We start from the raw sequence: 24,987 nt of genomic DNA on the forward strand, positions 1-24,987 counted from the left end.
CATTACGCCCGATCCCCTGCGCTGAAACGGGGTTCGACGGCACGGTTTGGATCATTTTCCGATGAGGCCGCAACGACCGCTCCCCTGGCGGACGCTGCGAGAACCCGCCCCGTGGCCAGCAGGACCAGCAGCGACACGCCCCCCGCAACACCCGGAACGGCGAACCCCCACACGGCCCCGCCCGCCTCGACGACCGGGCCCGTGAGCCCCGTTCCCACCGACGCACCCACGGTGAACGTCGTCACAAGCCAGGAGAACGCCTCGGTGACCGTGCCCCGCGGCGCATGCCGGTCGACGAGCACGAACGCACAGGCGATGACCGGCGCGAGGAACACGCCCGACAGCACCGACAGCAGCACCATCGCCACCGCGCCCGGCATCAGCGTCAGCGGCAGGTAACACACCGCCAGAAGAGCCACCAGCACGGTCAGTCGACGCGCCGGCTCACCCGCCCACTGCCGCGCCCCGTACACCATGCCGCCGATCAGCGCCCCGAGCCCGAGGCCCGCCATCAGCCAGCCGTACACCGCCTCCCCGCCGTGATCGTCCGCGTACGACACCGAGGCCACCGTGATGGAGCCGAGCGCGATCCCCACGAACAGGAACGCGCCCAGCAGCGCGAGCAGCCCCGGCGAGCGCAGCGCGCCCAGCCAGTGGGCCTCGCGCGGCGCCGAACGCCACGCGCGCGAGGGCGGCGACACGACCACGGACAGAGCACCGAGCACACCTATGACGTTCAGGACGAGCAGCGCCGCCTGCGCCGACCACAGCGCCGTGCACAGCGTCACCAGCAGCGGCCCGACCGTGAACATGACCTCCTGCGCCACGGCGTCCATCGCGTACGCAGTGTGCACCTGGTCCTCCCGGTGCAGCACCGAGGACCACAGCGCCCGCAGACCGCCCTCCAGCGGCGGAGCGAAGAGGCCGGACGCCGCCACGGCCGCGTACGCCAGCGGGAGCGCCCCGATGCCCCCGAGGGCGAACACGGCCATCGCGAGCGCCGACAGGACCGCGGAGGGCAGCTGCACACGCGGCTGACCGTGCAGATCCACCAGGCGGCCCAGCACCGGCTGACCGACGGCGTTGGCGACGCCGTACACGGCCGCCAGCGCCCCGGCGAGGCTGTAGGTGCCGCCCTCCGCGCGCACGAACAGCACGATCGCGATCGCCGCGGTGGCGTTCGGCAGCCTGCCCACCAGCGTGCCGACCAGAAGGCGCGTGGCATGCCTCGCCCTGAGGATCTCCAGGTATCCCGCGGCCATGATCCGCCCTCTCCAACGCCGTGACACAGCAAGTTTTACGTATAACGTCCTCCGTCATACGTACCATGTGCGCTGTTCACGAGTCCAGACGAAAGCGCAGGCACACGGTGGCACGAGGCAGCACCCGCCCCACGAGCCGCGACGTCGCCCAGGCCGCAGGCGTCTCCCAGGCCGCCGTCTCCCTCGTCCTCGGCGACAAATGGCGCGGCCGCGTCTCCGAGACCACCGCCGAACGCGTACGACAAGCAGCCCGCGAACTCGGCTACCGGCCCAACCTCGCCGCCCGCAACCTACGCCTCGGCCGCACCCGCACCGTCCTCCTCGTCGTCCCCGCCCTCACCACCGAGTTCTTCGCCGGCGTCTACACCGGCGCCGCCCGCATCGCCGCCACCCACGGCTTCGGCGTCGTCCTCTACCCCTCCCCCGAAGGCATCGGCCCCGCCCGCGACCCCTTCGCCTCCGCCCAGGCCGCCCTCGACGGCGTCATCGCCTCCTCCATGGCCGCAGACGCCCTCACCGCCATCCGCGGCGACCAGCTCCCCCTCGTCATGCTCGACAGCGACCCCACCGGCAGCCTCGGCGCAGCAACCGTCAACCTCGACATCGCCGACGGCGTACGACAGATCACCGAACACCTCCTGGGCCTCGGCCACCGCCGCTTCCTGCACCTGGCAGCCGACGTGCCCTCCTGGACCTTCGAAGTCCGCGCCCACGAACTCCACGCGCGCGTGAACGCCGTCCCCGGCACCACCCTGCGCACCGCACGCGCACCCATCTCCATCGAAGGCGCCCAGCGCGCCGCCGAAACCGCCCTCTCCACGCCGGACCCCCGCCCCACCGCCCTCATCTGCGACGACGACAAACTCGCCGCCGGCGCCTACAAAGCCGCCAGACGCCTGGGCCTGCGCATCCCCGAGGACCTCTCCGTCACCGGCCTCGACGACCTCGCCCTCGCCACCGCCATCGACCCCGAACTGACCACCGTCCGCCTCGACGCCGAGCTCTTCGGAGAACGCGGCATGCAAGCCCTGCTGGCGGTCCTGGAAGGCCGCGAACCCGAAAGGGGCAGCATCCCCGTCCAACTCGTCGTACGCGGCTCCACAGCCCCGCCCAGCACCCCCTGAACGCCCTGCGCCCCGGCCGAGTCATCGGCCGGGGCGCAAAAACGGGGTGAAGGGCAGCTCGCTACTCCTCGTCGGCCCCCTCGGCACTCTCCGCCTCGGTCGCCGCACCATCGCTCTCCAACAGCCGACCCAGCTGCCGGCCGACAATGCGCTTGAACTTCCGCTGCTGCGGACGCGTACGATCCAGCACCGCAACCTCCAGCCGCTCGGCCGGAATCTCCCGCTGCGTACCGTTCGTGTCCCGGGACAACGCCTGCACGGCCAGCTTCAGAGCCTCCGCAAGACTCATACCGTCCTGATGACGCTGATCGAGATAACTACTGATCTGCTCGGCATTACCACCGACCGCAACCGAACCGTGCTCATCCACGATCGACCCGTCGTGCGGCAGCCGATAGATCTGATCACCCTCCGGCGTCTCACCCACCTCGGCAACGACCAGCTCCACCTCGTACGGCTTCTCCGCCGCGGAAGAGAAGATCGTGCCCAGCGTCTGGGCATACACGTTCGCCAGACCACGGGCGGTCACATCATCACGGTCATAGGTGTAACCACGAAGATCCGCATACCGGACACCACCGATCCGCAGATTCTCGTACTCGTTGTACTTACCGGCCGCCGCGAAACCGATCCGGTCATAGATCTCGCTGAACTTGTGCAGCGCGCGGGACGGGTTCTCGCCGACGAAGACAATGCCGTCGGCGTACTGCAGCACAACCAGGCTGCGACCACGGGCAATGCCCTTACGGGCATACTCCGCCCGGTCGGCCATCGCCTGCTGGGGTGAGACATAGAACGGCGTCGACACCGGCTATCCATCCCTTTCTGTGGAAGTCACTCGATCACCTTCACAAGACAGGCAGCGCAGCCGACTACAGCAACGCGGCCCGCGGCCCGTCGGGCTGCTGCAGACGCCGCTCCAGGATCGAACGGGCGATCTCGGAGGACTCCTCATCAGTGAGCCGACGGAAACCGTCATCGGTGATCACAGTGACGATCGGGTAGATCCGGCGGGCGACATCGGGACCACCGGTCGCCGAGTCGTCGTCAGCCGCGTCATACAGAGCCTGAACCACCAACGTCGTGGCCTCGGCCTCACTCAGATCATCACGGAAAAGCTTCTTCATGGCGCCACGCGCGAAGATCGAACCGGAGCCGGTGGCGGCGTACCCCTGCTCCTCCGAACGACCACCGGTCACGTCGTACGAGAAGATCCGACCCTTGTCCCGGTCGACGTCGAACCCCGCGAACAGCGGCACCACGGCCAACCCCTGCATGGCCATGCCCAGATTCGACCGGATCATGGTCGACAGCCGGTTCGCCTTGCCCTCCAGGGACAACTGCGCACCCTCGACCTTCTCGAAGTGCTCCAGCTCCAGCTGGAACAGCTTCACCATCTCCACGGCCAGACCGGCGGTGCCGGCGATACCGACGGCCGAGTACTCGTCCGCCGGGAAGACCTTCTCGATGTCCCGCTGCGCGATGACATTGCCCATGGTGGCCCGGCGGTCACCGGCGAGGACGACACCGCCCGGGAACGTCACCGCCACGATCGTGGTGCCGTGCGGCGCCTCGATCACACCCTGCGTGGGCGGCAGTTGACGCTTGCCCGGCAACAGCTCCGGCTGGTGCTCGGAGAGAAAGTCCATGAAGGAGGAGGACCCAGGCGTCAGGAAGGCAGCTGGTAGACGCCCGGTGCTACGAGTGTTGGCTTCCACGCGATTCCTTCCACGTAAGCAGCAGCCCGCCTTATGACGTCGGGCCGATCCTTGAACTGCCCCAGCGCGGCATTGCAGCTGAAGCACAGTACGCCACGGACCCTACCCGTCTCGTGACAGTGATCCACATGCTCGGGCACAGCCGCCAAACATATGCAGCAGACGCCCCCTTGAGACGCGACCAATTCGTCGCGCTGGGCTTCGGTGATGCCGTACTGGCGCTTCAGGTGATCTTGACGACCCTGGATCGCTCGACACGCCTTGCAACGCGTGGACAGACCGTCTGACGCGGCTGCATTGCGATGCCACTCGCTGTGCGGCTTGACCTCGCCACATGTCCGGCAGAGCTTGTGCCCGACCGGGACCTCCACCTTGTCCCGAACCGGCTTACCGATGGCTTCCCGGCGCCGCCGGTAGTGCGCAGCGCTGTACGCCGCCACGCACTCCCGGCAGTGCACCTGGAGGCCGTCTCGCCGATTCCTGTCCCGCGCGAATGCAGCAACCGTCAGCTCTCGCCGACACTTTCTGCACTCCTTCGCGTTCGGCTCGCCAACCACCTGAACCCCCGCCACTTTCAATCCGAAGGCAAAGCGGCCAGATGACCTTTACTCGCCACCTTTCTGCACGAAGGAGCGAACGAAATCCTCGGCATTTTCCTCAAGTACATCATCGATTTCGTCGAGGACCGAGTCCACGTCATCGCTCAGCTTCTCGTGCCGCTCCTTGAGGTCTTCCGAAGCCTGCGCCTCTGTCGCCTGCTCCTCGACCTCCTCGGTGGAGCGCGTGGCCTTCTGCTGTCCGCCGCCGGTGTCCTTGGTTGCCATAACCCTCACCCCGCTCAGTTCGCCCGACATGGTCGCCAGGTCGACATTCCTGCCGATCGGTGATGATCAGACCCTACAAGCCCGGTCTGACATCGGCCCCGCACTTTCCACAACGTGCGGGGGCCACCTCGATGATTCCCGGACGGCGGGATTTCCACCCTGTCCGGCCCCCTTGTTCGGTGTACCCGGTCAGCCGCCGGACAGGACCCTGACCAGGTCTTCCGCGGTGCGGCAGCGGTCCAGGAGCTCCTTGACGTGATTACGCGTTCCGCGAAGCGGTTCGAGGGTTGGGACGCGCTGGAGGGAGTCCCGTCCCGGCAGGTCGAAGATCACGGAGTCCCAGGAGGCGGCGGCGACGTCGTCGGCGTACTGCTCCAGGCAGCGGCCGCGGAAGTACGCGCGGGTGTCCTCCGGTGGCTTCGTGCAGGCCCGCTCGACCTCGGTCTCGGTCAGGAGGCGCTTGATGCGGCCGCGGGCGGCCAGACGGTTGTACAGGCCCTTTTCGGCGCGTACGTCGGCGTACTGGAGGTCGAGGAGGTGGAGCTTGGCGGCGTCCCAGTCGAGGCCGTCGCGGCGCCGGTAGCCCTCCATGAGTTCGCGTTTGGCGACCCAGTCGAGTTCGCCGGCGAGGCTCATGGGGTCGTTTTCGAGGCGGTTGAGGGTGTCCTCCCAGCGTGCGAGGACGTCCTTGGTCTGTTCGTCGGCGTCGGCGCCGAAGCGTTCCTCGACGTATTTGCGGGAGAGCTCGTAGTACTCCATCTGGAGTTGGACGGCGGTGAGTGTCCGGCCGCTGCGCAGCGTGACCAGGCGCTGGAGGGTCGGGTCGTGGGAGACCTGGTGGAGGGTGCGGACGGGCTGGTCCACGGCCAGGTCGACGGCGATGAAGCCGTCTTCGATCATGGAGAGCACGAGGGCGGTGGTGCCCAGTTTCAGGTATGTCGAGATCTCGGAGAGGTTGGCGTCGCCGATGATCACGTGGAGGCGGCGGTACTTTTCCGCGTCGGCGTGCGGTTCGTCTCGCGTGTTGATGATCGGGCGCTTGAGCGTCGTCTCCAGGCCGACCTCGACTTCGAAGTAGTCGGCGCGCTGGCTGAGCTGGAAGCCGTGTTCGTGGCCGTCCTGGCCGATGCCGACGCGGCCTGCTCCGGCGAAGACCTGGCGGGAGACGAAGAAGGGGGTGAGGTGGCGCACGATGTCCGAGAAGGGGGTTTCCCGCTTCATCAGGTAGTTCTCGTGGGTGCCGTAGGAGGCGCCTTTGTTGTCGGTGTTGTTCTTGTAGAGGTGGATGGGCTGGGCGCCGGGGAGCTGGGCTGCGCGTTCGGCGGCTTCTGCCATGATCCGTTCGCCGGCCTTGTCCCAGAGGACGGCGTCGCGGGGGTTGGTGACCTCGGGGGCGCTGTATTCGGGGTGTGCGTGGTCGACGTAGAGGCGCGCTCCGTTGGTGAGGATGACGTTGGCCAGGCCGATGTCCTCGTCGGTGAGCTGGCTGGCGTCGGCGGCCTCGCGGGCGAGGTCGAAGCCTCGGGCGTCCCGCAGCGGGTTCTCTTCCTCGAAGTCCCAGCGGGCCCGGCGGGCCCGGTGCATCGCCGCCGCGTAGGCGTTGACGATCTGGGACGAGGTGAGCATGGCATTGGCGTTGGGGTGGCCGGGGACGGAGATCCCGTACTCCGTCTCGATGCCCATTACTCGCCGTACGGTCATGCGGCCCTCCTTGCCCGGCGGCGCCCTCGGTCGGGGGCGGCGCTCAAGTACCGCTGGCGCTCCGGTGCGTGTGCGGTGCCCGTCCCCGCACTGCGCGACTCGGCGGTACCGAAGAGCCTAGAACGCCTTTGCGCTGGTGGGGAGATCATTTGCGTCATTGCCTTGCTCCGGTCGTGGCCGGAAAAGCAGTCGGCTGCGGGTACCCGGTGAGGGCACCCGCAGCCGCCCTGGTTTTTACAGGTACTGACCGGTGTTCGCCACTGTGTCGATGGAGCGTCCGGTGTCTGCGCCCTGCTTTCCGGTGATGAGGGTGCGGATGTAGACGATCCGTTCGCCCTTCTTTCCGGAGATGCGGGCCCAGTCGTCGGGGTTGGTGGTGTTGGGCAGGTCTTCGTTCTCCTTGAACTCGTCCACGCATGCCTGGAGGAGGTGGGAGACGCGGAGGCCCTTCTGGTTGTGTTCCAGGAAGTCCTTGATCGCCATTTTCTTGGCGCGTCCGACGATGTTTTCGATCATGGCGCCGGAGTTGAAGTCCTTGAAGTAGAGGACTTCCTTGTCTCCGTTGGCGTAGGTGACTTCCAGGAAGCGGTTTTCCTCGGATTCGGCGTACATCTGTTCCACGGCGGTCTGGATCATGCCCTGGACCGTGGATCCCTTGTCGCCGCCGTGCTCGCCCACGTCTTCGGGGTGGAGGGGGAGGCGTTCGGTGAGGTACTTGCCGAAGATGTCCTTGGCGGCTTCGGCGTCCGGGCGCTCGATCTTGATCTTCACGTCGAGGCGGCCGGGGCGCAGGATGGCCGGGTCGATCATGTCCTCACGGTTGGAGGCGCCGATGACGACCACGTTCTGCAGGCCCTCCACGCCGTCGATCTCGGCGAGCAGCTGCGGGACGATGGTGTTCTCCACGTCCGAGCTGACACCGGAGCCGCGGGTGCGGAACAGGGACTCCATCTCGTCGAAGAAGACGATGACGGGCGTGCCCTCGGATGCCTTCTCACGTGCACGCTGGAAGACGAGGCGGATCTGTCGCTCGGTCTCGCCGACGTACTTGTTGAGGAGCTCGGGGCCCTTGATGTTGAGGAAGAAGCTCTTGCCCTGGGCCTGGCCGGTGACTTCGGCGACCTTTTTGGCCAGCGAGTTGGCGACGGCCTTGGCGATGAGTGTCTTGCCGCATCCGGGGGGCCCGTAGAGCAGGACGCCCTTGGGCGGGCGGAGTTCGTGCTCCTTGAACAGGTCGGGGTAGAGGTAGGGGAGCTCGACGGCGTCGCGGATCATTTCGATCTGGTTGCCCAGGCCGCCGATCTGCTCGTAGCCGATGTCCGGTACTTCTTCGAGGACGAGTTCTTCGACCTCGCTCTTGGGCACGATCTCGTAGACGTAGCCGGAGCGGGGTTCGAGCAGGAGGGCGTCGCCGGGTCGGATGGTGACGTCCAGCAGTGGCTCGGCGAGCCGTACCACCCGTTCCTCGTCGGTGTGCCCGAGCACCAGGGCGCGTTCGCCGTCCTCCAGGATTTCCTTGAGGGTGACGATGTCGCCGACGCGCTCGAATGCCATGGCCTCGACCACGTTGAGCGCTTCGTTGAGCATTACTTCCTGGCCGCGCCGCATGTCGTCGAGTTCGACGCTTGGGCTGACGTTCACGCGGAGTTTGCGTCCTCCGGTGAAGATGTCGGCGGTGCCGTCCTCGTTGGCTTGCAGGAAGACGCCGAAGCCGGCCGGGGGCTGTGCGAGCCGGTCGACCTCTTCCTTGAGGGCCACGATCTGGTCGCGGGCCTCACGGAGTGTGTTGGCGAGTCGTTCGTTCTGGGCGGACACGCCGGCCAGGTTGGTCTGCAGCTCGACGATCCGCTCTTCGAGAATCCTCGTGTGTCGCGGAGAGTCGGCGAGCTTGCGTCGCAGGACGGCGATCTCCTGCTCAAGGTAGGCGATCTGTCCGGCGGGGTCTTCGGACCCTCGTCCCGGGCGGATGCCGCGGTTCATGTCGTCGTCGTGGGCTGCCACGGTCCTCACCTCCTCCAAGGGGAGCTGGACGCTTCCAGACCCTACCTGGGTGGGTATCGATTGAAACCCCTAGATCACAAAGACTGTCAAGGTGTGTCGTCAGCCACACCCCGAGTCCTTCCTCACGCCGAGTGGATACCCACTCAACGCGATTCAGAAGCGGCGTGTTCCAGGCCGGAGTGGTCAAACACCGTCACGATTGGCCGGAGTTGCTGCTGCCGGGAGGGGCGTTGACCGGTCGTGAGGGGGTGTGGGGGCGTTGGCGGGCGGGGTGTGCGGCGGTCGGTTCGGGGGCGGCTGGGCGGCCGTCCGGACCGGTGGGGTCGTGACGCTGGGGTGTCGGTGGCGCACGCTGTGTAATCGACGGTCGGGCCGCTCTGGTGTCCTGGGCGAGTACCCGCCGACCTGGGGTGGAGTGGGGGCGGAGGTAGGGTCGAGGCGTTATCGCTCGGCAGTGGAGACGGCAGGAGACATGAGCGTGCAGCAGGAGGCCGGGGTCGGCGGCGAGGCTCTGGAGGTCTGGATCGATCAGGATCTCTGTACCGGCGACGGCATCTGTGCGCAGTACGCGCCGGAGGTGTTCGAGCTGGACATCGACGGGCTGGCGTATGTGAAGGGTTCGGGCGACGAGCTGCTTCAGGACAAGGGCGCGACGACGCCCGTGCCGCTGCCGTTGCTGACCGATGTGGTGGACTCGGCCAAGGAGTGTCCCGGCGAGTGCATTCATGTGCGCCGGGTCTCGGACCGGGTCGAGGTGTTCGGGCCCGACGCGGAGTGACGGCCCGGATGCGGGGTCCGGTCAGACGCTGTGGGCTCCGGCGGGGGTGGAGCGGACGAACGCGCCGTCCTTCCACTGCCACTTCACGTTGTCGGTGACGTCCGGGCAGCAGCTGGGGACGTCGGCGGACGAGTAGCCGAGGAGGGTGGCGAGGACGGCTCCGTCGCGCAGGTCGAACTTGTCGACGGTGAGGCGGTCCTTGGGGTCGACGAGGGTTGCCACGACGCGGGGGCGTTCGGTGGCGCTCGCGCGCGTGAGGACGTAGACGCCGTCGGGTGGTGTGCCCATGGGGGCGTCGCAGTGGACGACGGCCACTGTTTCGGGCTGTCCGTCGCCGTCGAGGTCTCCGGATGCCTTTTTGACGACCACGGCTTTGACCGGTCCGCATTCCAGGGGGAACTCGGCGTCCGCCGGGTTGGGCGGGGCGAGGGTCGCCTGTGCGGTCTGTGGTTCGGGGCCCGAGCCCTGGGCGGCGGTCGCCGAGTCGGGTTGCAGCAGGGAGGAGAGCGCCACGACGCCGGCGAGGGCGGTGGCGGTCGCGACCCAGTGGATGGGTCGGGTGTTTGTGTGTGCCAGTTCCGGGACGGCGGAGTGCTGCACTAGGAGTGTCTCCCGTGAGGGCTGTGCCGGTGGGGGTGCCAGGCATGGTGCCACACGTCACAGTGCGGGGGAACGGCGGGGTGTGCAGTTCTGGTGCCGAAGTGTGCGCGGTGGTGGCGTGCCGTCAGGGGGAAGGCGCTGTGGCCGAGTTCCCTTGTGTGTGTCGGGAACTCGGCCACTGTGTTCTTGCGTTGAGGGGGGCGGGGAGCCGCGTCAGCGGCCGGTGCCTCCGTCGGCGTTGGGGCCGGCGTAGTCCTCGCCGTAGGCGCCCTTGGCGGGGCGGCGGCGGCGCATGGGGGGCTCGACGCCGTCGGCGAGGCGGCGGGCGGTGAGCAGGAAGCCGGTGTGGCCGATCATGCGGTGGTCCGGGCGGACGGCGAGGCCCTCGATGTGCCAGTTGCGGATCATCGTCTCCCAGGCGGTCGGCTCGTTGAAGCAGCCGATCTCGCGGATGGACTCGACGGTCCGGGCGAGCTGGGTGGTGGTGGCGACGTAGCAGCACAGGATGCCGCCGGGGACGAGCGCCTTGGAGACGGCCTCCAGGCATTCCCAGGGGGCGAGCATGTCGAGGATGACGCGGTCGACGTCGGTGTCGGAGAGGTTGTCCTGGAGGTCGCCTACGGTGAGCTGCCAGGCGGGGTGGGGGCCGCCGAAGTAGCGTTCCACGTTCTGCTGGGCGATCTCGGCGAAGTCCTCGCGGCGCTCGTAGGAGTGCAGCATGCCCTGGTCGCCGATGGCGCGCAGCAGGAAGCTGCTGAGCGAGCCGGAGCCGACGCCGGCTTCGACGACGCGTGCGCCGGGGAAGATGTCGGCGAAGGCGAGGATCTGCCCCGCGTCCTTCGGGTAGACGACGGCTGCCCCTCGGGGCATGGACAGGACGTAGTCGGGGAGCAGGGGGCGCAGCGCGAGGTAGGCGACGTTTCCGGTGGTGCGGACAACGCTGCCCTCGGGAGCGCCGATCAGCTCGTCGTGCGGGAAGGAACCCTTGTGGGTGTGGAAGTTCTTCCCCGCTTCGAGCGTGAACGTGTAGTGGCGGCCCTTGGGGTCGGTCAGCTGAACCTGGTCCCCGACCTTGAAGGGCCCGCGCCTGCGGGCGGCACCGGTCGGTTCGGACATGTGAACAGACTACCGGGGTTTGCGGGGGTCGCCGACCATCAGGAGGGCCGGGCCATTGCCTTCACGAAGGCCCGCTCGACGTCTGCTGCCGACAGGACGCCGTAGATCTCGCCGGTCTCCTCGACGACGAGGTATTCGGTGGCGGGGGTGGCCCTGAGGGCGTCGAGGAGGTCTTCGCCGGCGAGTTCCGCGGAGACGCGCATGCCTTCGGTGAGGTCCTGGGCGAGGCCGCTGACGGCGACCCAGGGGCGGCGGTGTTCGGGGACTCCGACGATGGCGGCCTCGCGGACGAGGGAGAGGGGGGCGCCGTCGGCGTCCACGACGACCAGGGCGCGGGCGCCGGCGGCGTTGGCGCGGCGCAGGGCTTCGGAGAGCGGGGTGTCGGTCTCGACGGGGACGGCGCGGCGGGTGAGGGTGCGGGCGCGCAGTTCGGGCAGGTGTTCGCGCAGTCGGGCCATGCGGAGGCTGTTGCCGGCGCCGGTCCAGATGATCGCGGCGAGGATGGCGGCCAGCAGGGCGTCCATGACGGTGTCCATGCCGACGTTGTCCTCGGCGTTGGAGCCGAGGGCTCCGGACTGGGTGAGCAGGGGGAGGCCGATGAGGACGGAGACGGCGAGGGCGCGGCCGACCCAGGCGGCGGCGATGGTGCCGCTCATGGGCTTGCCGGTGATCTTCCAGACGACGGCGCGGAGCATGCGGCCGCCGTCGAGGGGCAGGCCGGGCAGCAGGTTGAAGGCGGCGACGATGAGGTTGGAGATCATCAGGCCGGCCAGCAGGACGCCGGGGACGGTGCCGGGTTCGACGGTCTGCATGGCGGCGTAGAAGACGCCGGCGAGGACGAGGGAGAGCAGCGGGCCGACGAAGGCGAGCACGAATTCGCGGCCGGGGGTGTCGGACTCCTTCTCGATCTCGGAGACGCCGCCGAAGAACTGGAGCTGGATGCGGCGGACGGGGAGTTTGAAGCGGAGGGCGGCGACGGTGTGGGCGAGTTCGTGGACGAGGACGGAGGCGTAGAAGGCGACCGCGAAGAAGAGGGAGACGAGGTAGCGGGCGGCGCCGAGTTCGGGCAGTACGCGGTCGAGCTGGCCGCCGAACACCCAGGTGATGAGGGCGGCGACGAGGAACCAGCTGGGGGCCACGTAGACGGGTACGCCGAAGGGGCGGCCCATGAGGAGTCCGCCGCGGGTCTCCGGGGGTCGCTGGGGCGGGCGTCCCTTGGCCAGGCCGGAGTGGGCGAGGGTGCGGTCGCCTGCGGTGGGGGCGGGGTGGTCCGCGGCCGGCTTGCGGTCGGTGTCGGGGGCGTCCGGGGTGGTTTTTTCGGGGGTGTGCGGGGCGTCGTCGTTGGTGTCGTCGGCTTGCGGCCGGGGCTCGTGTTCTTCCGGGCCGTCCGTGGTGTCGGCGGCCGCCCCGTCGGTGAACTGCCCCTGGTCCGTGGGCTGTTGCGCGGGGGCGTCGTCGGTCGGTTGGGGGCGGGGCCGGTCCGCGTCGGTGCGCACGGGGTCGGCGGCCGGGGCCGCAGGCCCTGTGTGACGCCGGTCCGATTCCTCGTTGCCGGACCGCGGCTGCCCGCTCGCGCCGCTCTCGTCCACGGTGTCCCCTCGTTCGAAGCGTCTTCCGCGCCTGCCGGGCGGAAGGGTCTCGGGTCGATGGTATGCGTCCGTCGCTATGCGTTCCGCCCCGGCACCCCCTGTGTTCGCCTGCCGTGGGGCCGTTGCGGACCGGTCGGGGGTCACTGTCAGTGGCGGGCCGTAAGGTCTGTGGGCATGGAGACGAGCACGGAGGGCGCGGCGGCGGCCCGCAGCGGTGGTGTCGTGGACGCGGAGCAGGTGGTGGCTGCCGGGGCGGCGGAGCAGGCGGTGCCGGTGGCGGGTGCCGTGGCCGTGGCCGTGGCGCCGGCCTCGCTGTCGCCTTCGCGTGCCGGTGACTTCATGCAGTGCCCGTTGCTGTACCGGTTCCGGGTGATCGACCGGCTGCCCGAGAAGCCGAGCGAGGCGGCGACGCGGGGCACCTTGGTGCATGCGGTGCTGGAGCGGCTGTTCGACGCCCCGGCGGCCGAGCGGACCGCGCCCCGGGCCAGGGCGCTGGTGCCCGGTCAGTGGGAGCGGCTGCGGGAGAGCAGGCCGGAGGTCGTGGAGCTGTTCGCCGACGATCCCGAGGGCGAGCGGCTGGCGCGCTGGCTGGGTGAGGCCGAGCAGCTGGTGGAGCGGTGGTTCACGCTGGAGGATCCGACCCGGCTGGAGCCGGCCGAGCGGGAGCTGTTCGTGGAGGCGGAGCTGGAGTCGGGGCTGCGGCTGCGCGGGATCATCGACCGGGTGGATGTCGCGCCGACGGGTGAGGTGCGGATCGTCGACTACAAGACGGGCAAGGCTCCGCGGCCCGAGTACGCCGAGGGTGCGCTGTTCCAGATGAAGTTCTACGCGCTGGTCGTGTGGCGGCTGAAGCAGGTGGTCCCCCGGCGTCTGCAGCTGGTGTATCTGGGCAGCGGTGACGTGCTCACGTACGACCCGGTCCTGGCCGACCTGGAGCGGGTGGAGCGCAAGCTGCTGGCGCTGTGGGAGGCGATCCGGCTGGCGACGGAGACGGGTGACTGGCGACCGCGGCCGACGAAGCTGTGCGGGTGGTGCGATCACCAGGCGCACTGTCCGGAGTTCGGCGGTACTCCCCCGCCGTATCCGCTGCCGGTGCGGGCGGCCGGGGAGACTGCGGCCGAGGGTGGGGAGGGCGGCCGAGTCGGGTGAGGGCGCGCAGGGCAGAATGGGGCCGGACTAGCGAAGGAGACTTACGTGGCCATCCGCGTCCTACTGGTCGACGACCAGCCGCTGCTGCGTACCGGCTTCCGGATGATCCTGGAGGCGGAGCAGGATCTTGCGGTCGTGGGCGAGGCCGGAGACGGCCTTCAGGCTCTCGACCAGGTGCGGGCGCTGCAGCCCGATGTGGTTCTGATGGACATCCGCATGCCGCGGATGGACGGCGTGGAGGCGACCCGGCAGATCACCGGGCCCGGGCGGGACGGCCCGGCGAAGGTGCTGGTGCTGACGACCTTCGATCTCGACGAGTATGTGGTGGAGGCGCTGAGGGCGGGGGCCAGCGGGTTCCTGCTGAAGGACGCCCCGGCCAACGAGCTGGTGCAGGCGATCCGGGTGGTGGCCGCGGGTGAGGCGATGCTCGCGCCGAGCATCACCCGTCGGCTGCTGGACAAGTACGCGACGCATCTGCCCTCCGGTGACGAGCCGGTCCCGGACACGCTGCACACGCTCACCGAGCGTGAGGTGGAGGTGCTGAAGCTGGTGGCGCGGGGGCTGTCCAACGCGGAGATCGCGGCGGATCTGTTCGTCAGCGAGACGACCGTGAAGACGCATGTGGGGCATGTGCTGACGAAGCTGGGGCTGCGGGACCGGGTGCAGGCCGCGGTGTACGCCTACGAGAGCGGGCTGGTGCGTCCCGGCGCGCAGTAGGCGGCAGCAGTAGCAGCGCGAGGGCGCCCGCTTCCTTGAGGGAAGCGGGCGCCCTTTGCTGTGTGCGGCGGCTCAGCCCTTGCTGAGCTCCCAGAACCGGAACACGGTGGAGGCGTCGAGGCAGTACTCCAGGCCGTAGACGTTGTCGCGGACGACCGCGTACTGCTTGGCCTGCCAGACGGGCAGTACGGGGAGTTCCTTGGCGACGATGTCCTGGAGCTGGGCGTAGTCGTCGTCCGTGGCGGTGCGGTCGCTCTGGGCGGCGGTGCGCGGGATCAGCGTGCCGGTGATGGAGTCGTTGCTGTAGTTGTTGTCCAGCACGTTGCCTTCGCCGAAGAAGGGCGCGGTGAAGTTGTCGGCGTCCGGGTAGTCCGGCACCCAGCCCTTGACGTAGACGCCGTACTTGCCGGCGGCGACGTCCTTCTCGTACTGGTCGAAGGCGACGGACTTGACCTCGGCGGCGAACAGGCCGCTGGCGTTGAGCTGTCCGGCGATGGCCTTGAGTGCCTGGTCGGTGGCGGGGCCGTAGCGCGAGGGCGTGGACCACAGGGTCAGCTCGACCTTGCCGGTGATGCCGTCGGCGTTCAGCGCTGCGGCGGCCTTGGCCTTGGAGGGGCGGGCGCCGTAGGTGTCGAAGAAGGCCGTGTTGTGGCCGCCGATACCGGCCGGGATGATCGAGTACAGGGGGGTGGCGGTGCCCTGGTAGACGTCCTTGATGAGGGCGTCGCGGTCGATCAGGTAGGCCATCGCCTTGCGGACGCCGAGCTGTCCGGCGACCGGGTCGTTCATGTTGAAGACCAGGTGCTGGACCTCGGCGCTGGTGCCCTCGACGATCTCGACGCCGGAGTCGGGGTCGGCCTGCTCGATCTCGGCGATGTCGGCGGCGCTGAGACCGCGGTAGGCGATGTCGATCCTGCCGTCGGTCAGGGCGGTCTTCAGGGCGGCGCGGTCGTCGTGGAAGAACTTCAGGGTGACGCCGTTGTTGACGACCTCGGCGGTGCCCTTGTAGTTCTCGTTGACCGAGAAGACGGCCTCGTCGTCGCTGAACGAGTCCAGCTTGTAGGGGCCGGAGCCGACGGCCTTGCCGTCCTCGCGCAGGCCGTCCGCGTCGTACTGCTTGTGGTCGACGATGGAGCCGGCACCGGAGGCGATCTTGCTGGGGAAGGTGGCGTCCGGGGTGTTGAGCTTGAAGACGACCGTCTTGTCGTCCGGAGTCTCGACCTTGTCGAGCATCGGGAACATGATGGCCGGGCCGGCCTCGTCGTCGATCTTCAGCGTGCGGTCGAAGGAGAACTTGACGTCCTCCGAGGTGAGCGCGTCACCGTTGCTGAACTTCAGGCCGTCCTTCAGCGTGCACTTGTAGACCGTGGTCCGGGTGTCGGTGAAGGCGCATTCCTCGGCGGCGTCCGGCTCGGGCTCGGTGCCGCCCTTGGGGAAGGCGAGGAGTGACTGGAAGACGTTGTTGAACAACAGCCATGAGCCCGGGTCGTAGCCGGAGGCCGGGTCGGTGGCCAGGACGTCGTCGGACATCCCCATGACCACGGAGGAGCCGTTGCTCCCGGATTCGCCGGTCTCGGTGCCGCAGCCGGTCAACAGGCCGGAGGCCAGTCCTGCCACGACGGGCAGGACCGGCCACTGGTAGCGCATGTTCACGTGCAGGTGCCTTGTCTCGGGTTTCGGAAATCGCGGGGCCGCCGTCCCGGGGCCCCGGCACGGGAGACGTCAGCCGCTCACGCCACGGCTGAGCTCCCACAGCTGAAGAGTGGAGGAGGAGTTGAGGGCGTACGCGGTGCCCGTGACGTCGTCGCGGGCGGCGACGTACTGCTTGCCCTGCCACAGCGGCAGCACGGGGACGTCCTCGGCGACGATGTCCTGCATTTCCGTCAGGCTGGTGACGGCGGACTGCCGGTCGGCCTCGCGGCGGGACTCCGGGATGAGGGAGTTGCGGATCTCGCTGTTGGCGTACGGCGAGCCGAGGAAGTTGTCCTTGTCGAGGAAGGGGGCGAGGTAGTTATCGGCGTCGGGGAAGTCCGGGAACCAGCCCATGCCGTAGACCTCGTACTCGCCCTTCTGCTCGGCGGGGCGGAAGACCGACCACTCGGTGCCCTTGATGCTGACGTCGAACAGGCCGCTGTCGTTGAGCTGCCGCTGAAGGATTTCGAACTCCTTCTTGGTGGCGGAGCCGTAGTGGTCGGTCGTGTAGTGCAGCGTCATCTTCACCGGGGTGGTGATGTTCGCCCGCGTCAGCAGCGCCCGGGCCTTGGCGACGCTGGGGTCGCCGTACTTGTTGAAGAAGGCGTTGGAGTGGCCGGTCAGGCTGGCCGGCACCAGCGAGTACAGGGGCTCGGCCTGGGTGCCGTACACCTTGGAGACGAGCTCGCTGCGGTCGACGACCTGGGCCATGGCCTGGCGCACGGCCGTGCTCTCGACGGCCGGGGCGTCGGTGTTGAAGGCCAGGTAGCGGATCTCCAGGCCGGACATCTCGACGAGGTCGACGCTGCCGTCGGTTGCGGTGTCGAGGTCCTGGATCTGCTCCGGCGACATGGTGCGGGTCATCAGGTCGATGTCGCCGTCTTCGAGGGCGGCGCCCATGGCGTCGGCGTCGGCGAAGGAGCGCAGCTCGACCTTGCTGTTGTTGACCTTCAAGGAGCCCTTGTACGAGGGGTTCTTGGTGAAGACGGCCTTGACGAGCTTGCCGCCCTTCTCCTCCGCCTCGAAGGTGTAGGGGCCGGAGCCGTCGACCTGGAAGCCCTCGCGCAGCTTGTCCTTGGCGTAGTCGTCCTGGTCGACGATGCCGGCGACGGGCGTGGACAGCTTGTACGGGAAGGTGGCGTCGGCCGTCTTGAGGTGGAAGATGACCTCGCGGTCGCCCTTGGTCTCGACGGTGTCGACGGTGGACAGCAGGGCGAAGACGCCGCTGTCGGCCTCCAGCTTGAGGGCGCGGTCGATGGAGTACTTCACGTCCTCCGCGGTGACGGCGTCGCCGTCGGCGAAGGTCAGGCCCTCGCGCAGGGTGCAGACGTAGCGCTCGTTGCCGGTGTCGGTGAAGCCGCACTTCTCGGCCGCCTCGGGCACCGGGTCGCCCTCGCCGCGCGGCTGGATCATCAGCGTCTGCACGGTCTGGCGCAGGATGTTCCAGGTGCCGACGTCGTAGGCGAACGCGGGGTCCAGCGGCGCGGGGCCTTCGCTGGAGACGGCGAATGCGTCCGTGGTACCGACGACGATCGCGTCACCTGAGCCGCCGCCGCTGTCCGATCCGCCACAGGCAGCGAGGATCGGGGCGAGCAGACCGAGGACGGCCGGCAGCACCAAAGTCTTGCGGTTCATGCGCGGGTTTCTCCAGCTGTCACGTCCGTGTACCCGGCATGCATGGGTGTTGCGGCGAGCCACGGGGGTAAGGGGGATGTTCTCGCGACGAGATTAGTCCGCGCCCGCAGGACGGTTCGCGGCCACCGGAGTTGAGCCCTCATCACGCAGCGAAACCGGGTGTGGACACTACGAAAAACCGACAGCGGAAGGATTCGTGCAGCGGCGGCCCAATCGGGACACAAGGGCACGTGGACGCCGCTCGAAACGGGGTGAACAGCACACGCCGGAGCGCCTGTCGAGCCCGCGCAAGGTGGGGAACGTCACATCTGCGATCGACTCGGGCACTGCCGGAATTCGGCCATCCGCCGGGGAGTGAATTACTCCCGGCGGTGGAACCGGAATTCGGCGTTATCGCGGTTGCGACGCTGGGTGAACGGCTAGCGCATTTCCGTCATCAGGCCGCGCAGAAATGCCAGGTCGACCTCTTCCAGGGAGCCGACGACCGTGCGCCGGTGGGCCGGGGAGATGGGGGCCACCGAGGGCACCGCCACGACATGGCAGCCCGCCGCCTCGGCCGCCGCGACACCGGTTGCGGTGTCCTCGACGACCGCGCATCTGGCCGGATCCACGCCGAGCCCGGCCGCCGCGAACAGATACGGGTCGGGGTGCGGCTTGGTGCGCGGCACCTCGTCGCCGGCCACCGTCAGCGCGAAGTGCTGCGGGCCCAGCGAGGTCAGGACGCGGTCGATGATGCGCCGGTGCGAGGCGGAGACCAGGGCGGTGGGGATCTCGAACGCGGCCAGCTCGGCCAGCAGCCGGGCGGCGCCCGGCATCAGCGGCAGGGCGCGTCCGATGCGGTCCTCGAAGCCCTCGTTGAGCAGCACCGTGAGTTCGGCGAGGGTGATGTCGGCGCCGGTGGCCTCGATCAGGAACCCCGCGCTGCGGCTCATCGGGCCGCCGACCACGACATGGCGCCAGGAGTCGTCGAGGGCATGTCCGAGACCGGCGAAGATCTCGACCTCGACGTCCCACCAGAAGCCCTCGGTGTCCACGAGGGTTCCGTCCATGTCGAGGAGCACGGCCTGGAGGGCTGAGCCTTCTGCCGTACGGGTTACTGGCGCGGGGACCGTGCTGGTCATCCGGGCGCACCTCCTTGAGGGACGGTCAGGCCGGTTCCCATGAAGGGAACCGGCCTGCGGTGGACCGACAAGTGTACGTCGTGCGGCGATGCAATGCCCTGTTTAACCGATGCCGCCCGGGGCACACGGGAGTCACGGTCGACCTGCGGTCGTACCGCGCCTCAGCGCGCGTTGAAGTACTTCGCCTCCGGGTGGTGGATCACGATCGCGTCCGTGGACTGCTCGGGGTGCAGCTGGAACTCCTCCGAGAGGTGGACGCCGATGCGCTCGGGCTGGAGCAGCTCGGCGATCTTGGCGCGGTCCTCCAGGTCGGGGCAGGCTCCGTAGCCGAGGGAGAAGCGGGCGCCCCGGTACTTCAGGGCGAACATGTCCTCGATGTCGCTCGGGTCCTCACCGGCGAAGCCCAGTTCCGAACGCACGCGCGCGTGCCAGTACTCGGCGAGCGCCTCGGCCAACTGCACGGACAGTCCGTGCAGTTCGAGGTAGTCGCGGTAGGCGTTGGCCTCGAACATGCGGGCCGTCTCCTCGCCGATGCGCGAGCCGACGGTGACGACCTGGAGGCCGACGACGTCCGTCTCGCCCGACTCCTCCGGGCGGAAGAAGTCGGCCAGGCACAGCCGGCGGCCGCGGCGCTGGCGGGGGAAGGTGAAGCGGGTGCGCTCGTTGCCCTGCTCGTCCAGGATGATCAGGTCGTCGTCCTTGGACACGCACGGGAAGTAGCCGTAGACGACCGCCGCTTCCAGCAGGTTCTCGGTCTGCAGACGGTCCAGCAGGCCGCGCAGCCGCGGGCGGCCCTCGGAGTCGACGAGCTGCTCGTAGGTCGGGCCCTCACCGGTGCGGGCCTGCTTCAGACCCCACTGGCCCTTGAACAGCGCGCCCTCGTCCAGCCAGCTGGCGTACTCCTTGAGCTGGATGCCCTTGATGACGCGGGTGCCCCAGAACGGCGGGGTGGGCAGGGGGTTGTCGGTGGCGACGTCGGAGCGGACGTGGCCCTCCTCCGGGCGCTCCTCGACCGCCACGGTCGCGGCCCGCACCCGGCGCTGCCTGAGCTCGGGCAGCGAGGCGCCGGGCACGCCGCGCTTGACGCCGATGAGGGCGTCCATCAGGCGCAGGCCCTCGAACGCGTCGCGGGCGTAGCGGACTTCGCCCTCGTACAGCTCGTGCAGGTCCTGTTCGACGTAGGCCCGGGTCAGGGCGGCGCCGCCGAGGATGACGGGGTAATTCGCCGCCAGGCCGCGCTGGTTGAGCTCCTCCAGGTTCTCCTTCATGATCACCGTGGACTTGACCAGGAGCCCGGACATGCCGATGACGTCGGCCCGGTGCTCCTCGGCGGCGTCCAGGATCGCGGAGACCGGCTGCTTGATGCCGAGGTTGACCACGTTGTAGCCGTTGTTGGACAGGATGATGTCGACGAGGTTCTTGCCGATGTCGTGGACGTCGCCGCGGACGGTGGCCAGCACGATGGTGCCCTTGCCCTCGGCGTCCGACTTCTCCATGTGCGGTTCGAGGTAGGCGACGGCGGTCTTCATGACCTCGGCGGACTGCAGGACGAACGGCAGCTGCATCTGGCCGGAGCCGAAGAGTTCGCCGACGACCTTCATGCCGTCCAGGAGGGTCTCGTTGACGATGTCGAGGGCGGGGCGGTCCTTCAGGGCGTCGTCGAGGTCGGCTTCGAGGCCGTTCTTCTCGCCGTCGATGATGCGGCGCTTGAGGCGCTCCTCCAGCGGCAGGGCGGCCAGTTCCTCGGCCTTGCCCGCCTTGAGCGACTTGGCGGTGGCGCCCTCGAACAGGGCCATCAGCTTCTGCAGCGGGTCGTAGCCCTCGGCGCGGCGGTCGTAGACGAGGTCGAGGGCGGTTTGGACCTCTTCCTCGGTGAAGCGGGCGATCGGCAGGATCTTGGAGGCGTGCACGATCGCCGAGTCCAGGCCCGCCTTGACGCACTCGTCGAGGAAGACGGAGTTGAGCAGGATGCGGGCGGCCGGGTTGAGGCCGAAGGAGATGTTGGACAGACCGAGGGTGGTCTGCACGTCCGGGTGGCGGCGCTTGAGCTCGCGGATCGCCTCGATGGTGGCGATGCCGTCGCCCCGGGACTCCTCCTGGCCGGTGCAGATGGTGAAGGTCAGGGCGTCGATGAGGATGTCGGACTCGTGGATGCCCCAGTTGCCGGTCAGGTCGTCGATGAGCCGTTCGGCGATCTCGACCTTCTTCTCGGGGGTGCGGGCCTGGCCCTCCTCGTCGATGGTCAGCGCGATGAGCGCGGCGCCGTGCTCCTGGGCGAGCTTGGTGACCTTGGCGAAGCGGGACTCGGGGCCGTCGCCGTCCTCGTAGTTGACGGAGTTGATGACCGCGCGGCCGCCGAGCTTCTCCAGGCCGGCCTGGATGACGTCGACCTCGGTGGAGTCCAGGACGATCGGCAGGGTGGAGGCGGTGGCGAAGCGGCCGGCGAGTTCCTCCATGTCGGCGACGCCGTCGCGGCCGACGTAGTCCACGCACAGGTCGAGCATGTGCGCGCCCTCGCGGATCTGCTCGCGGGCCATCTCGACGCAGTCGTCCCAGCGGCCCTCCAGCATGGCCTCGCGGAACTTCTTGGAGCCGTTGGCGTTGGTGCGCTCGCCGATCGCGAGGTAGGAGGTGTCCTGGCGGAACGGGACGGTCTGGTAGAGGGAGGCGGCGCCGGGCTCGGGGCGCGGGTTGCGCTCGCCGGGGGTGAGGGCGCGGGCGCGCTCGACGACCTGGCGCAGATGCTCGGGGGTGGTGCCGCAGCAGCCGCCGATCAGCGACAGGCCGTAGTCGAGGACGAAGTTCTCCTGCGCGTCCGCCAAGCCCTCGGGGCCGAGCGGGAAGTGGGCGCCGTCCTTGGTGAGGATGGGCAGGCCCGCGTTCGGCATGCACAGCAGTGGGATGCGGGAGTGCCGGGTGAGGTAGCGCAGGTGCTCGCTCATCTCGGCGGGGCCGGTGGAGCAGTTCAGGCCGATCATGTCGATGCCGAGCGGCTCCAGGGCGGTGAGCGCGGCGCCGATCTCGGAGCCGAGCAGCATGGTGCCGGTGGTCTCGAAGGCCATGGAGACCAGCAGGGGCACCTCGACGCCGGTGGCCTCCATGGCGCGGCGGGCGCCGAGGACGGAGGCCTTGGTCTGCAGGAGGTCCTGGGTGGTCTCGACGATCAGGGCGTCGGAGCCGCCGGCCAGCAGGCCCTCGGCGTTGGCCTGGTAGCCGTCGCGGATCGTGCCGTAGCCGACGTGGCCGAGGGTGGGCAGCTTGGTGCCGGGGCCGACGGAGCCCAGTACCCAGCGCTGCCGGCCGTCGCGGGCGGCGTACTCGTCGGCCACCTCGCGGGCGATGCGGGCGCCGGCCTCGGACAGCTCGTGCACCCGGTCGGCGATCTCGTACTCCGCCGCGGCCGTGTGGTTGGCTCCGAAGGTGTTGGTCTCGACGCAGTCGACGCCCACCGCGAAGTACGCGTCGTGGACGGAGCGGACGATGTCGGGCCGGGTCAGGTTCAGGATCTCGTTGCAGCCCTCAAGGTTCTCGAAGTCCTCAAGAGTGGGGTCCTGGGCCTGGAGCATGGTGCCCATGGCTCCGTCGGCGACCACCACACGGGTGGCGAGCGCCTCGCGGAGGGCGGACACACGGGTCCGGCTGTCGGCGGAAGGGGTCTGTGGCAACGAGGCCATGAATGGGCTCCCTGAGGTGCGACGGCTGTCGGCTTTGCACCCTTGCGGTCCGTTCCGCGGTGGGCGCACGCCGCCAGCGTAGCCGGGACCGGGACCTGATGTTCAGGGCGTCCACGGGGCGGACGAGGATGACGGGCAGGTCACCCGCGGGATACGAGTGACGCAAGGGATCGCTGCCCACCCTGCGCGGTGGGTCGGTGTGATGCAACGGATCGCCGCCAACCATTGGCGGTTGGTCGGCATCGACCGGTAGTGTTCGACATTGCCGAACAACGGCAGCGACGTCGAGTTCGGCGGTCGATGGGGACGGAGGCAGGACGGCGATGGCACGGAACATCCAGTCGCTCGAACGGGCGGCCGCGATGCTGCGGCTCCTCGCGGGCGGCGAGCGACGGCTCGGCCTGTCGGACATCGCCTCGGCCCTGGGCCTGGCCAAGGGCACCGCGCACGGCATTCTGCGCACCCTCCAGCAGGAGGGCTTCGTCGAGCAGGACGACACCTCGGGCCGCTATCAGCTGGGCGCCGAGCTGCTGCGACTTGGCACCACCTATCTGGACGTGCACGAGCTGCGGGCGCGGGCACTGGTCTGGACGGACGATCTGGCCCGCTCCAGCGGCGAGAGCGTCTATCTGGGTGTCCTGCACCAGCAGGGTGTGCTGATCGTGCACCACGTCTTCCGCCCCGACGACAGCCGGCAGGTCCTGGAGATAGGGGCCATGCAGCCCTTGCACTCCACGGCGCTGGGCAAGGTGCTGTCGGCCTACGACCCGGTCGCGCACAGCGAGGTGATCGAGGCCGACCGCAAGCCGTTCACCGACCGCACGGTGTTCGAGCTGGAGGAGTTCGAGCATCTCCTCGACATCACGCGCGCGCGTGGCTACGCGGCGGACGTGGAGGAGACCTGGGAGGGCGTCGCCTCCCTGGCCGCCCCGATCCACGACCGGCGGCGGATGCCGGTGGGCGCGGTGGGGGTCACGGGCGCCGTGGAACGGCTGTGCCGGGACGGCGAGGTGCGGCCCGAGCTGATCGCGGCGGTGCGGGACTGCGCCCGCGCGGTGTCACGGGATCTGGGCGCCGGCCGGTTCTAGAAAAGGGTGAGAGAAGGCCGGGACGTCGTACGACGTTCCGGCCCTCGGCATACCCTGAGGTGGACATAAGGGACCAGTTCGACAAATCCACCGACCGAAGATCGATAACTCACAGCGATCAATAACGATCGTGCTTTCGATAACAGAACCCTTGACGCACCCGTAACGCCGGAGCAAGACTCCCGTCCATCGGTCGGCATTGTCGAACACCTACCGGCAATACGCGCTAGAGTGTGGCAACGCCAAGGGCCGGCATCGCTCTCACCCCCTGAGGGCGCTCGAACTCCCGGAGGGACCCGGGGTTCGCGCTTCCCTGGACGAAGGACAAAGGAGTCGCGGGTGTCCAGCTCCGACATCTTCATCGGCGAGACCATCGGTACCGCCATACTCATCCTGCTCGGCGGCGGCGTCTGCGCCGCTGTCACCCTGAAGGCCTCCAAGGCCCGCAACGCCGGTTGGCTCGCCATCACCTTCGGGTGGGGTTTTGCCGTACTCACGGCCGTCTACACCTCCGCGCCGCTCTCCGGCGCCCACCTCAACCCGGCCGTGACGCTCGCGCTCGCGATCAAGGACAACGGCATCGAGTGGGGCGACGTCCCCACCTACTTCGCCGGACAGCTGCTCGGCGCCATGATCGGCGCGGCCCTGGTCTGGATCACCTACTACGGCCAGTTCCACGCCCACCTCACCGACAAGGAAATCGTCGGCGGTCCGGGCGCGCAGGCCACCTCGGCCAAGGCCGTGGAGGCCCAGGAGAAGGGTGCGGGCCCGGTCCTCGGCATCTTCTCCACCGGCCCGGAGATCCGGGTCGCCTGGCAGAACGTGGCCACGGAGGTCATCGGCACGATCGTGCTGGTGCTCGCCGTCCTCACGCAGGGCCTGAACGCGGGCGGCGACGGCCTCGGCATCCTCGGCGGGCTCATCACCGCGCTCGTCGTGGTCGGCATCGGTCTGTCCCTCGGCGGCCCGACCGGTTACGCGATCAACCCGGCCCGTGACCTCGGTCCGCGCATCGTGCACGCCCTGCTGCCCCTGCCCAACAAGGGTGGCTCCGACTGGGGCTACGCCTGGGTCCCGGTGGTCGGCCCGCTGCTCGGCGCGGCGATCGCTGCAGGCATCTACAACGTCGCATTTGCTTAAGAAGCGTCGAAGTGCTGCCGGAGCGCTTCCGGCAGCCGCTTGAAAAAGCATCGAACCG

General features: G+C 68.9%; 20 protein-coding genes. 6 read left to right on the forward strand and 14 right to left on the reverse strand.

Annotation, left to right across the window (positions count from 1 at the left end):
- Window positions 1-2: 2 nt before the first annotated feature.
- The gene (locus AB0Q90_RS25650; protein ID WP_363160838.1) at window positions 3-1,262 is read right to left on the reverse strand and encodes an MFS transporter; all 1,260 of its coding nucleotides are present in this window, start codon (window positions 1,260-1,262) and stop codon (window positions 3-5) included.
- A 107-nt stretch (window positions 1,263-1,369) separates the two neighbouring features.
- On the opposite strand from AB0Q90_RS25650, the gene AB0Q90_RS25655 reads away from it, so the two are divergent.
- A complete protein-coding gene (locus AB0Q90_RS25655) occupies window positions 1,370-2,386 on the forward strand; it encodes a LacI family DNA-binding transcriptional regulator (RefSeq protein ID WP_363160839.1) in 1,017 nt (338 codons plus the stop codon).
- Between the two features lie 61 nt (window positions 2,387-2,447).
- Here the strand turns inward: AB0Q90_RS25655 and prcA are convergent, their stop codons facing one another.
- The 6 genes from prcA to arc all read right to left on the reverse strand — a co-directional run bounded on the left by prcA (window position 2,448) and on the right by arc (window position 8,630).
- The gene (gene prcA / locus AB0Q90_RS25660; protein WP_363160840.1) at window positions 2,448-3,194 is read right to left on the reverse strand and encodes a proteasome subunit alpha; all 747 of its coding nucleotides are present in this window, start codon (window positions 3,192-3,194) and stop codon (window positions 2,448-2,450) included.
- Between the two features lie 64 nt (window positions 3,195-3,258).
- On the reverse strand, window positions 3,259-4,104 hold the full coding sequence (prcB, locus tag AB0Q90_RS25665; protein WP_363160841.1) for a proteasome subunit beta: 846 nt from the start codon (window positions 4,102-4,104) through the stop codon (window positions 3,259-3,261).
- Window positions 4,056-4,661 carry an endonuclease VII domain-containing protein gene (locus tag AB0Q90_RS25670; protein ID WP_363160842.1) on the reverse strand — a complete coding sequence of 202 codons (606 nt, stop codon included), beginning with the start codon at window positions 4,659-4,661 and terminating at the stop codon, window positions 4,056-4,058. The genes prcB and AB0Q90_RS25670 overlap by 49 nt, the downstream gene beginning before the upstream one ends.
- 48 nt (window positions 4,662-4,709) lie before the next feature.
- Window positions 4,710-4,928 carry a ubiquitin-like protein Pup gene (locus AB0Q90_RS25675; RefSeq protein WP_285511523.1) on the reverse strand — a complete coding sequence of 73 codons (219 nt, stop codon included), beginning with the start codon at window positions 4,926-4,928 and terminating at the stop codon, window positions 4,710-4,712.
- Between the two features lie 189 nt (window positions 4,929-5,117).
- Window positions 5,118-6,629: a depupylase/deamidase Dop gene (dop, locus tag AB0Q90_RS25680; RefSeq protein WP_363160843.1), complete on the reverse strand. Its 1,512-nt coding sequence runs from the start codon at window positions 6,627-6,629 to the stop codon at window positions 5,118-5,120.
- Window positions 6,630-6,863: 234 nt separating this feature from the next.
- Window positions 6,864-8,630: a proteasome ATPase gene (arc, locus tag AB0Q90_RS25685; RefSeq protein ID WP_363160844.1), complete on the reverse strand. Its 1,767-nt coding sequence runs from the start codon at window positions 8,628-8,630 to the stop codon at window positions 6,864-6,866.
- A 472-nt stretch (window positions 8,631-9,102) separates the two neighbouring features.
- Here arc and AB0Q90_RS25690 point away from each other — a divergent pair, with 472 nt between their 5' ends.
- Window positions 9,103-9,408 carry a ferredoxin gene (locus AB0Q90_RS25690; RefSeq protein ID WP_363160845.1) on the forward strand — a complete coding sequence of 102 codons (306 nt, stop codon included), beginning with the start codon at window positions 9,103-9,105 and terminating at the stop codon, window positions 9,406-9,408.
- Window positions 9,409-9,429: 21 nt separating this feature from the next.
- Here AB0Q90_RS25690 and AB0Q90_RS25695 read toward each other — a convergent pair whose 3' ends face one another.
- The 3 genes from AB0Q90_RS25695 to AB0Q90_RS25705 all read right to left on the reverse strand — a co-directional run bounded on the left by AB0Q90_RS25695 (window position 9,430) and on the right by AB0Q90_RS25705 (window position 12,713).
- The gene (locus tag AB0Q90_RS25695) at window positions 9,430-10,008 is read right to left on the reverse strand and encodes a hypothetical protein (RefSeq protein ID WP_363160846.1); all 579 of its coding nucleotides are present in this window, start codon (window positions 10,006-10,008) and stop codon (window positions 9,430-9,432) included.
- A gap of 213 nt (window positions 10,009-10,221) precedes the next feature.
- Window positions 10,222-11,124, reverse strand: a complete 903-nt coding sequence (locus tag AB0Q90_RS25700) for a tRNA (adenine-N1)-methyltransferase (protein ID WP_031162116.1) — start codon at window positions 11,122-11,124, stop codon at window positions 10,222-10,224.
- Window positions 11,125-11,162: 38 nt separating this feature from the next.
- Window positions 11,163-12,713, reverse strand: coding sequence for a site-2 protease family protein (locus AB0Q90_RS25705; RefSeq protein ID WP_363160847.1), 1,551 nt, complete (start codon window positions 12,711-12,713; stop codon window positions 11,163-11,165).
- 174 nt (window positions 12,714-12,887) lie between these two features.
- Here AB0Q90_RS25705 and AB0Q90_RS25710 point away from each other — a divergent pair, with 174 nt between their 5' ends.
- Together AB0Q90_RS25710 and AB0Q90_RS25715 are read left to right on the forward strand one after the other, a co-directional pair.
- Window positions 12,888-13,862: a RecB family exonuclease gene (locus AB0Q90_RS25710; protein WP_363160848.1), complete on the forward strand. Its 975-nt coding sequence runs from the start codon at window positions 12,888-12,890 to the stop codon at window positions 13,860-13,862.
- A 45-nt stretch (window positions 13,863-13,907) separates the two neighbouring features.
- Window positions 13,908-14,579 carry a response regulator transcription factor gene (locus AB0Q90_RS25715; protein ID WP_058926326.1) on the forward strand — a complete coding sequence of 224 codons (672 nt, stop codon included), beginning with the start codon at window positions 13,908-13,910 and terminating at the stop codon, window positions 14,577-14,579.
- A gap of 72 nt (window positions 14,580-14,651) precedes the next feature.
- Here AB0Q90_RS25715 and AB0Q90_RS25720 read toward each other — a convergent pair whose 3' ends face one another.
- The 4 genes from AB0Q90_RS25720 to metH form a co-directional block, all read right to left on the reverse strand.
- Window positions 14,652-16,232: an ABC transporter substrate-binding protein gene (locus AB0Q90_RS25720; RefSeq protein ID WP_363160849.1), complete on the reverse strand. Its 1,581-nt coding sequence runs from the start codon at window positions 16,230-16,232 to the stop codon at window positions 14,652-14,654.
- Between the two features lie 69 nt (window positions 16,233-16,301).
- Entirely contained in the window at window positions 16,302-17,906 is a 1,605-nt protein-coding gene (locus AB0Q90_RS25725; protein ID WP_363160850.1) for an ABC transporter substrate-binding protein, read from the reverse strand.
- A gap of 419 nt (window positions 17,907-18,325) precedes the next feature.
- Window positions 18,326-19,027: an HAD family phosphatase gene (locus AB0Q90_RS25730; protein WP_363160851.1), complete on the reverse strand. Its 702-nt coding sequence runs from the start codon at window positions 19,025-19,027 to the stop codon at window positions 18,326-18,328.
- 161 nt (window positions 19,028-19,188) lie between these two features.
- Complete coding sequence (gene metH, locus AB0Q90_RS25735; protein WP_363160852.1) at window positions 19,189-22,701, reverse strand: methionine synthase; 3,513 nt, start codon at window positions 22,699-22,701, stop codon at window positions 19,189-19,191.
- A 323-nt stretch (window positions 22,702-23,024) separates the two neighbouring features.
- On the opposite strand from metH, the gene AB0Q90_RS25740 reads away from it, so the two are divergent.
- Window positions 23,025-23,789 (forward strand): IclR family transcriptional regulator, encoded by a 765-nt coding sequence (locus tag AB0Q90_RS25740; protein ID WP_363160853.1) that lies wholly within the window; start codon window positions 23,025-23,027, stop codon window positions 23,787-23,789.
- A 339-nt stretch (window positions 23,790-24,128) separates the two neighbouring features.
- The gene (locus tag AB0Q90_RS25745) at window positions 24,129-24,929 is read left to right on the forward strand and encodes an MIP/aquaporin family protein (RefSeq protein WP_363160854.1); all 801 of its coding nucleotides are present in this window, start codon (window positions 24,129-24,131) and stop codon (window positions 24,927-24,929) included.
- The last annotated feature ends 58 nt before the right edge of the window (window positions 24,930-24,987 follow it).

The organism is Streptomyces sp. NPDC079141 (assembly GCF_040686775.1).
In the GTDB taxonomy this organism is placed as follows: Bacteria; Actinomycetota; Actinomycetes; order Streptomycetales; family Streptomycetaceae; genus Streptomyces.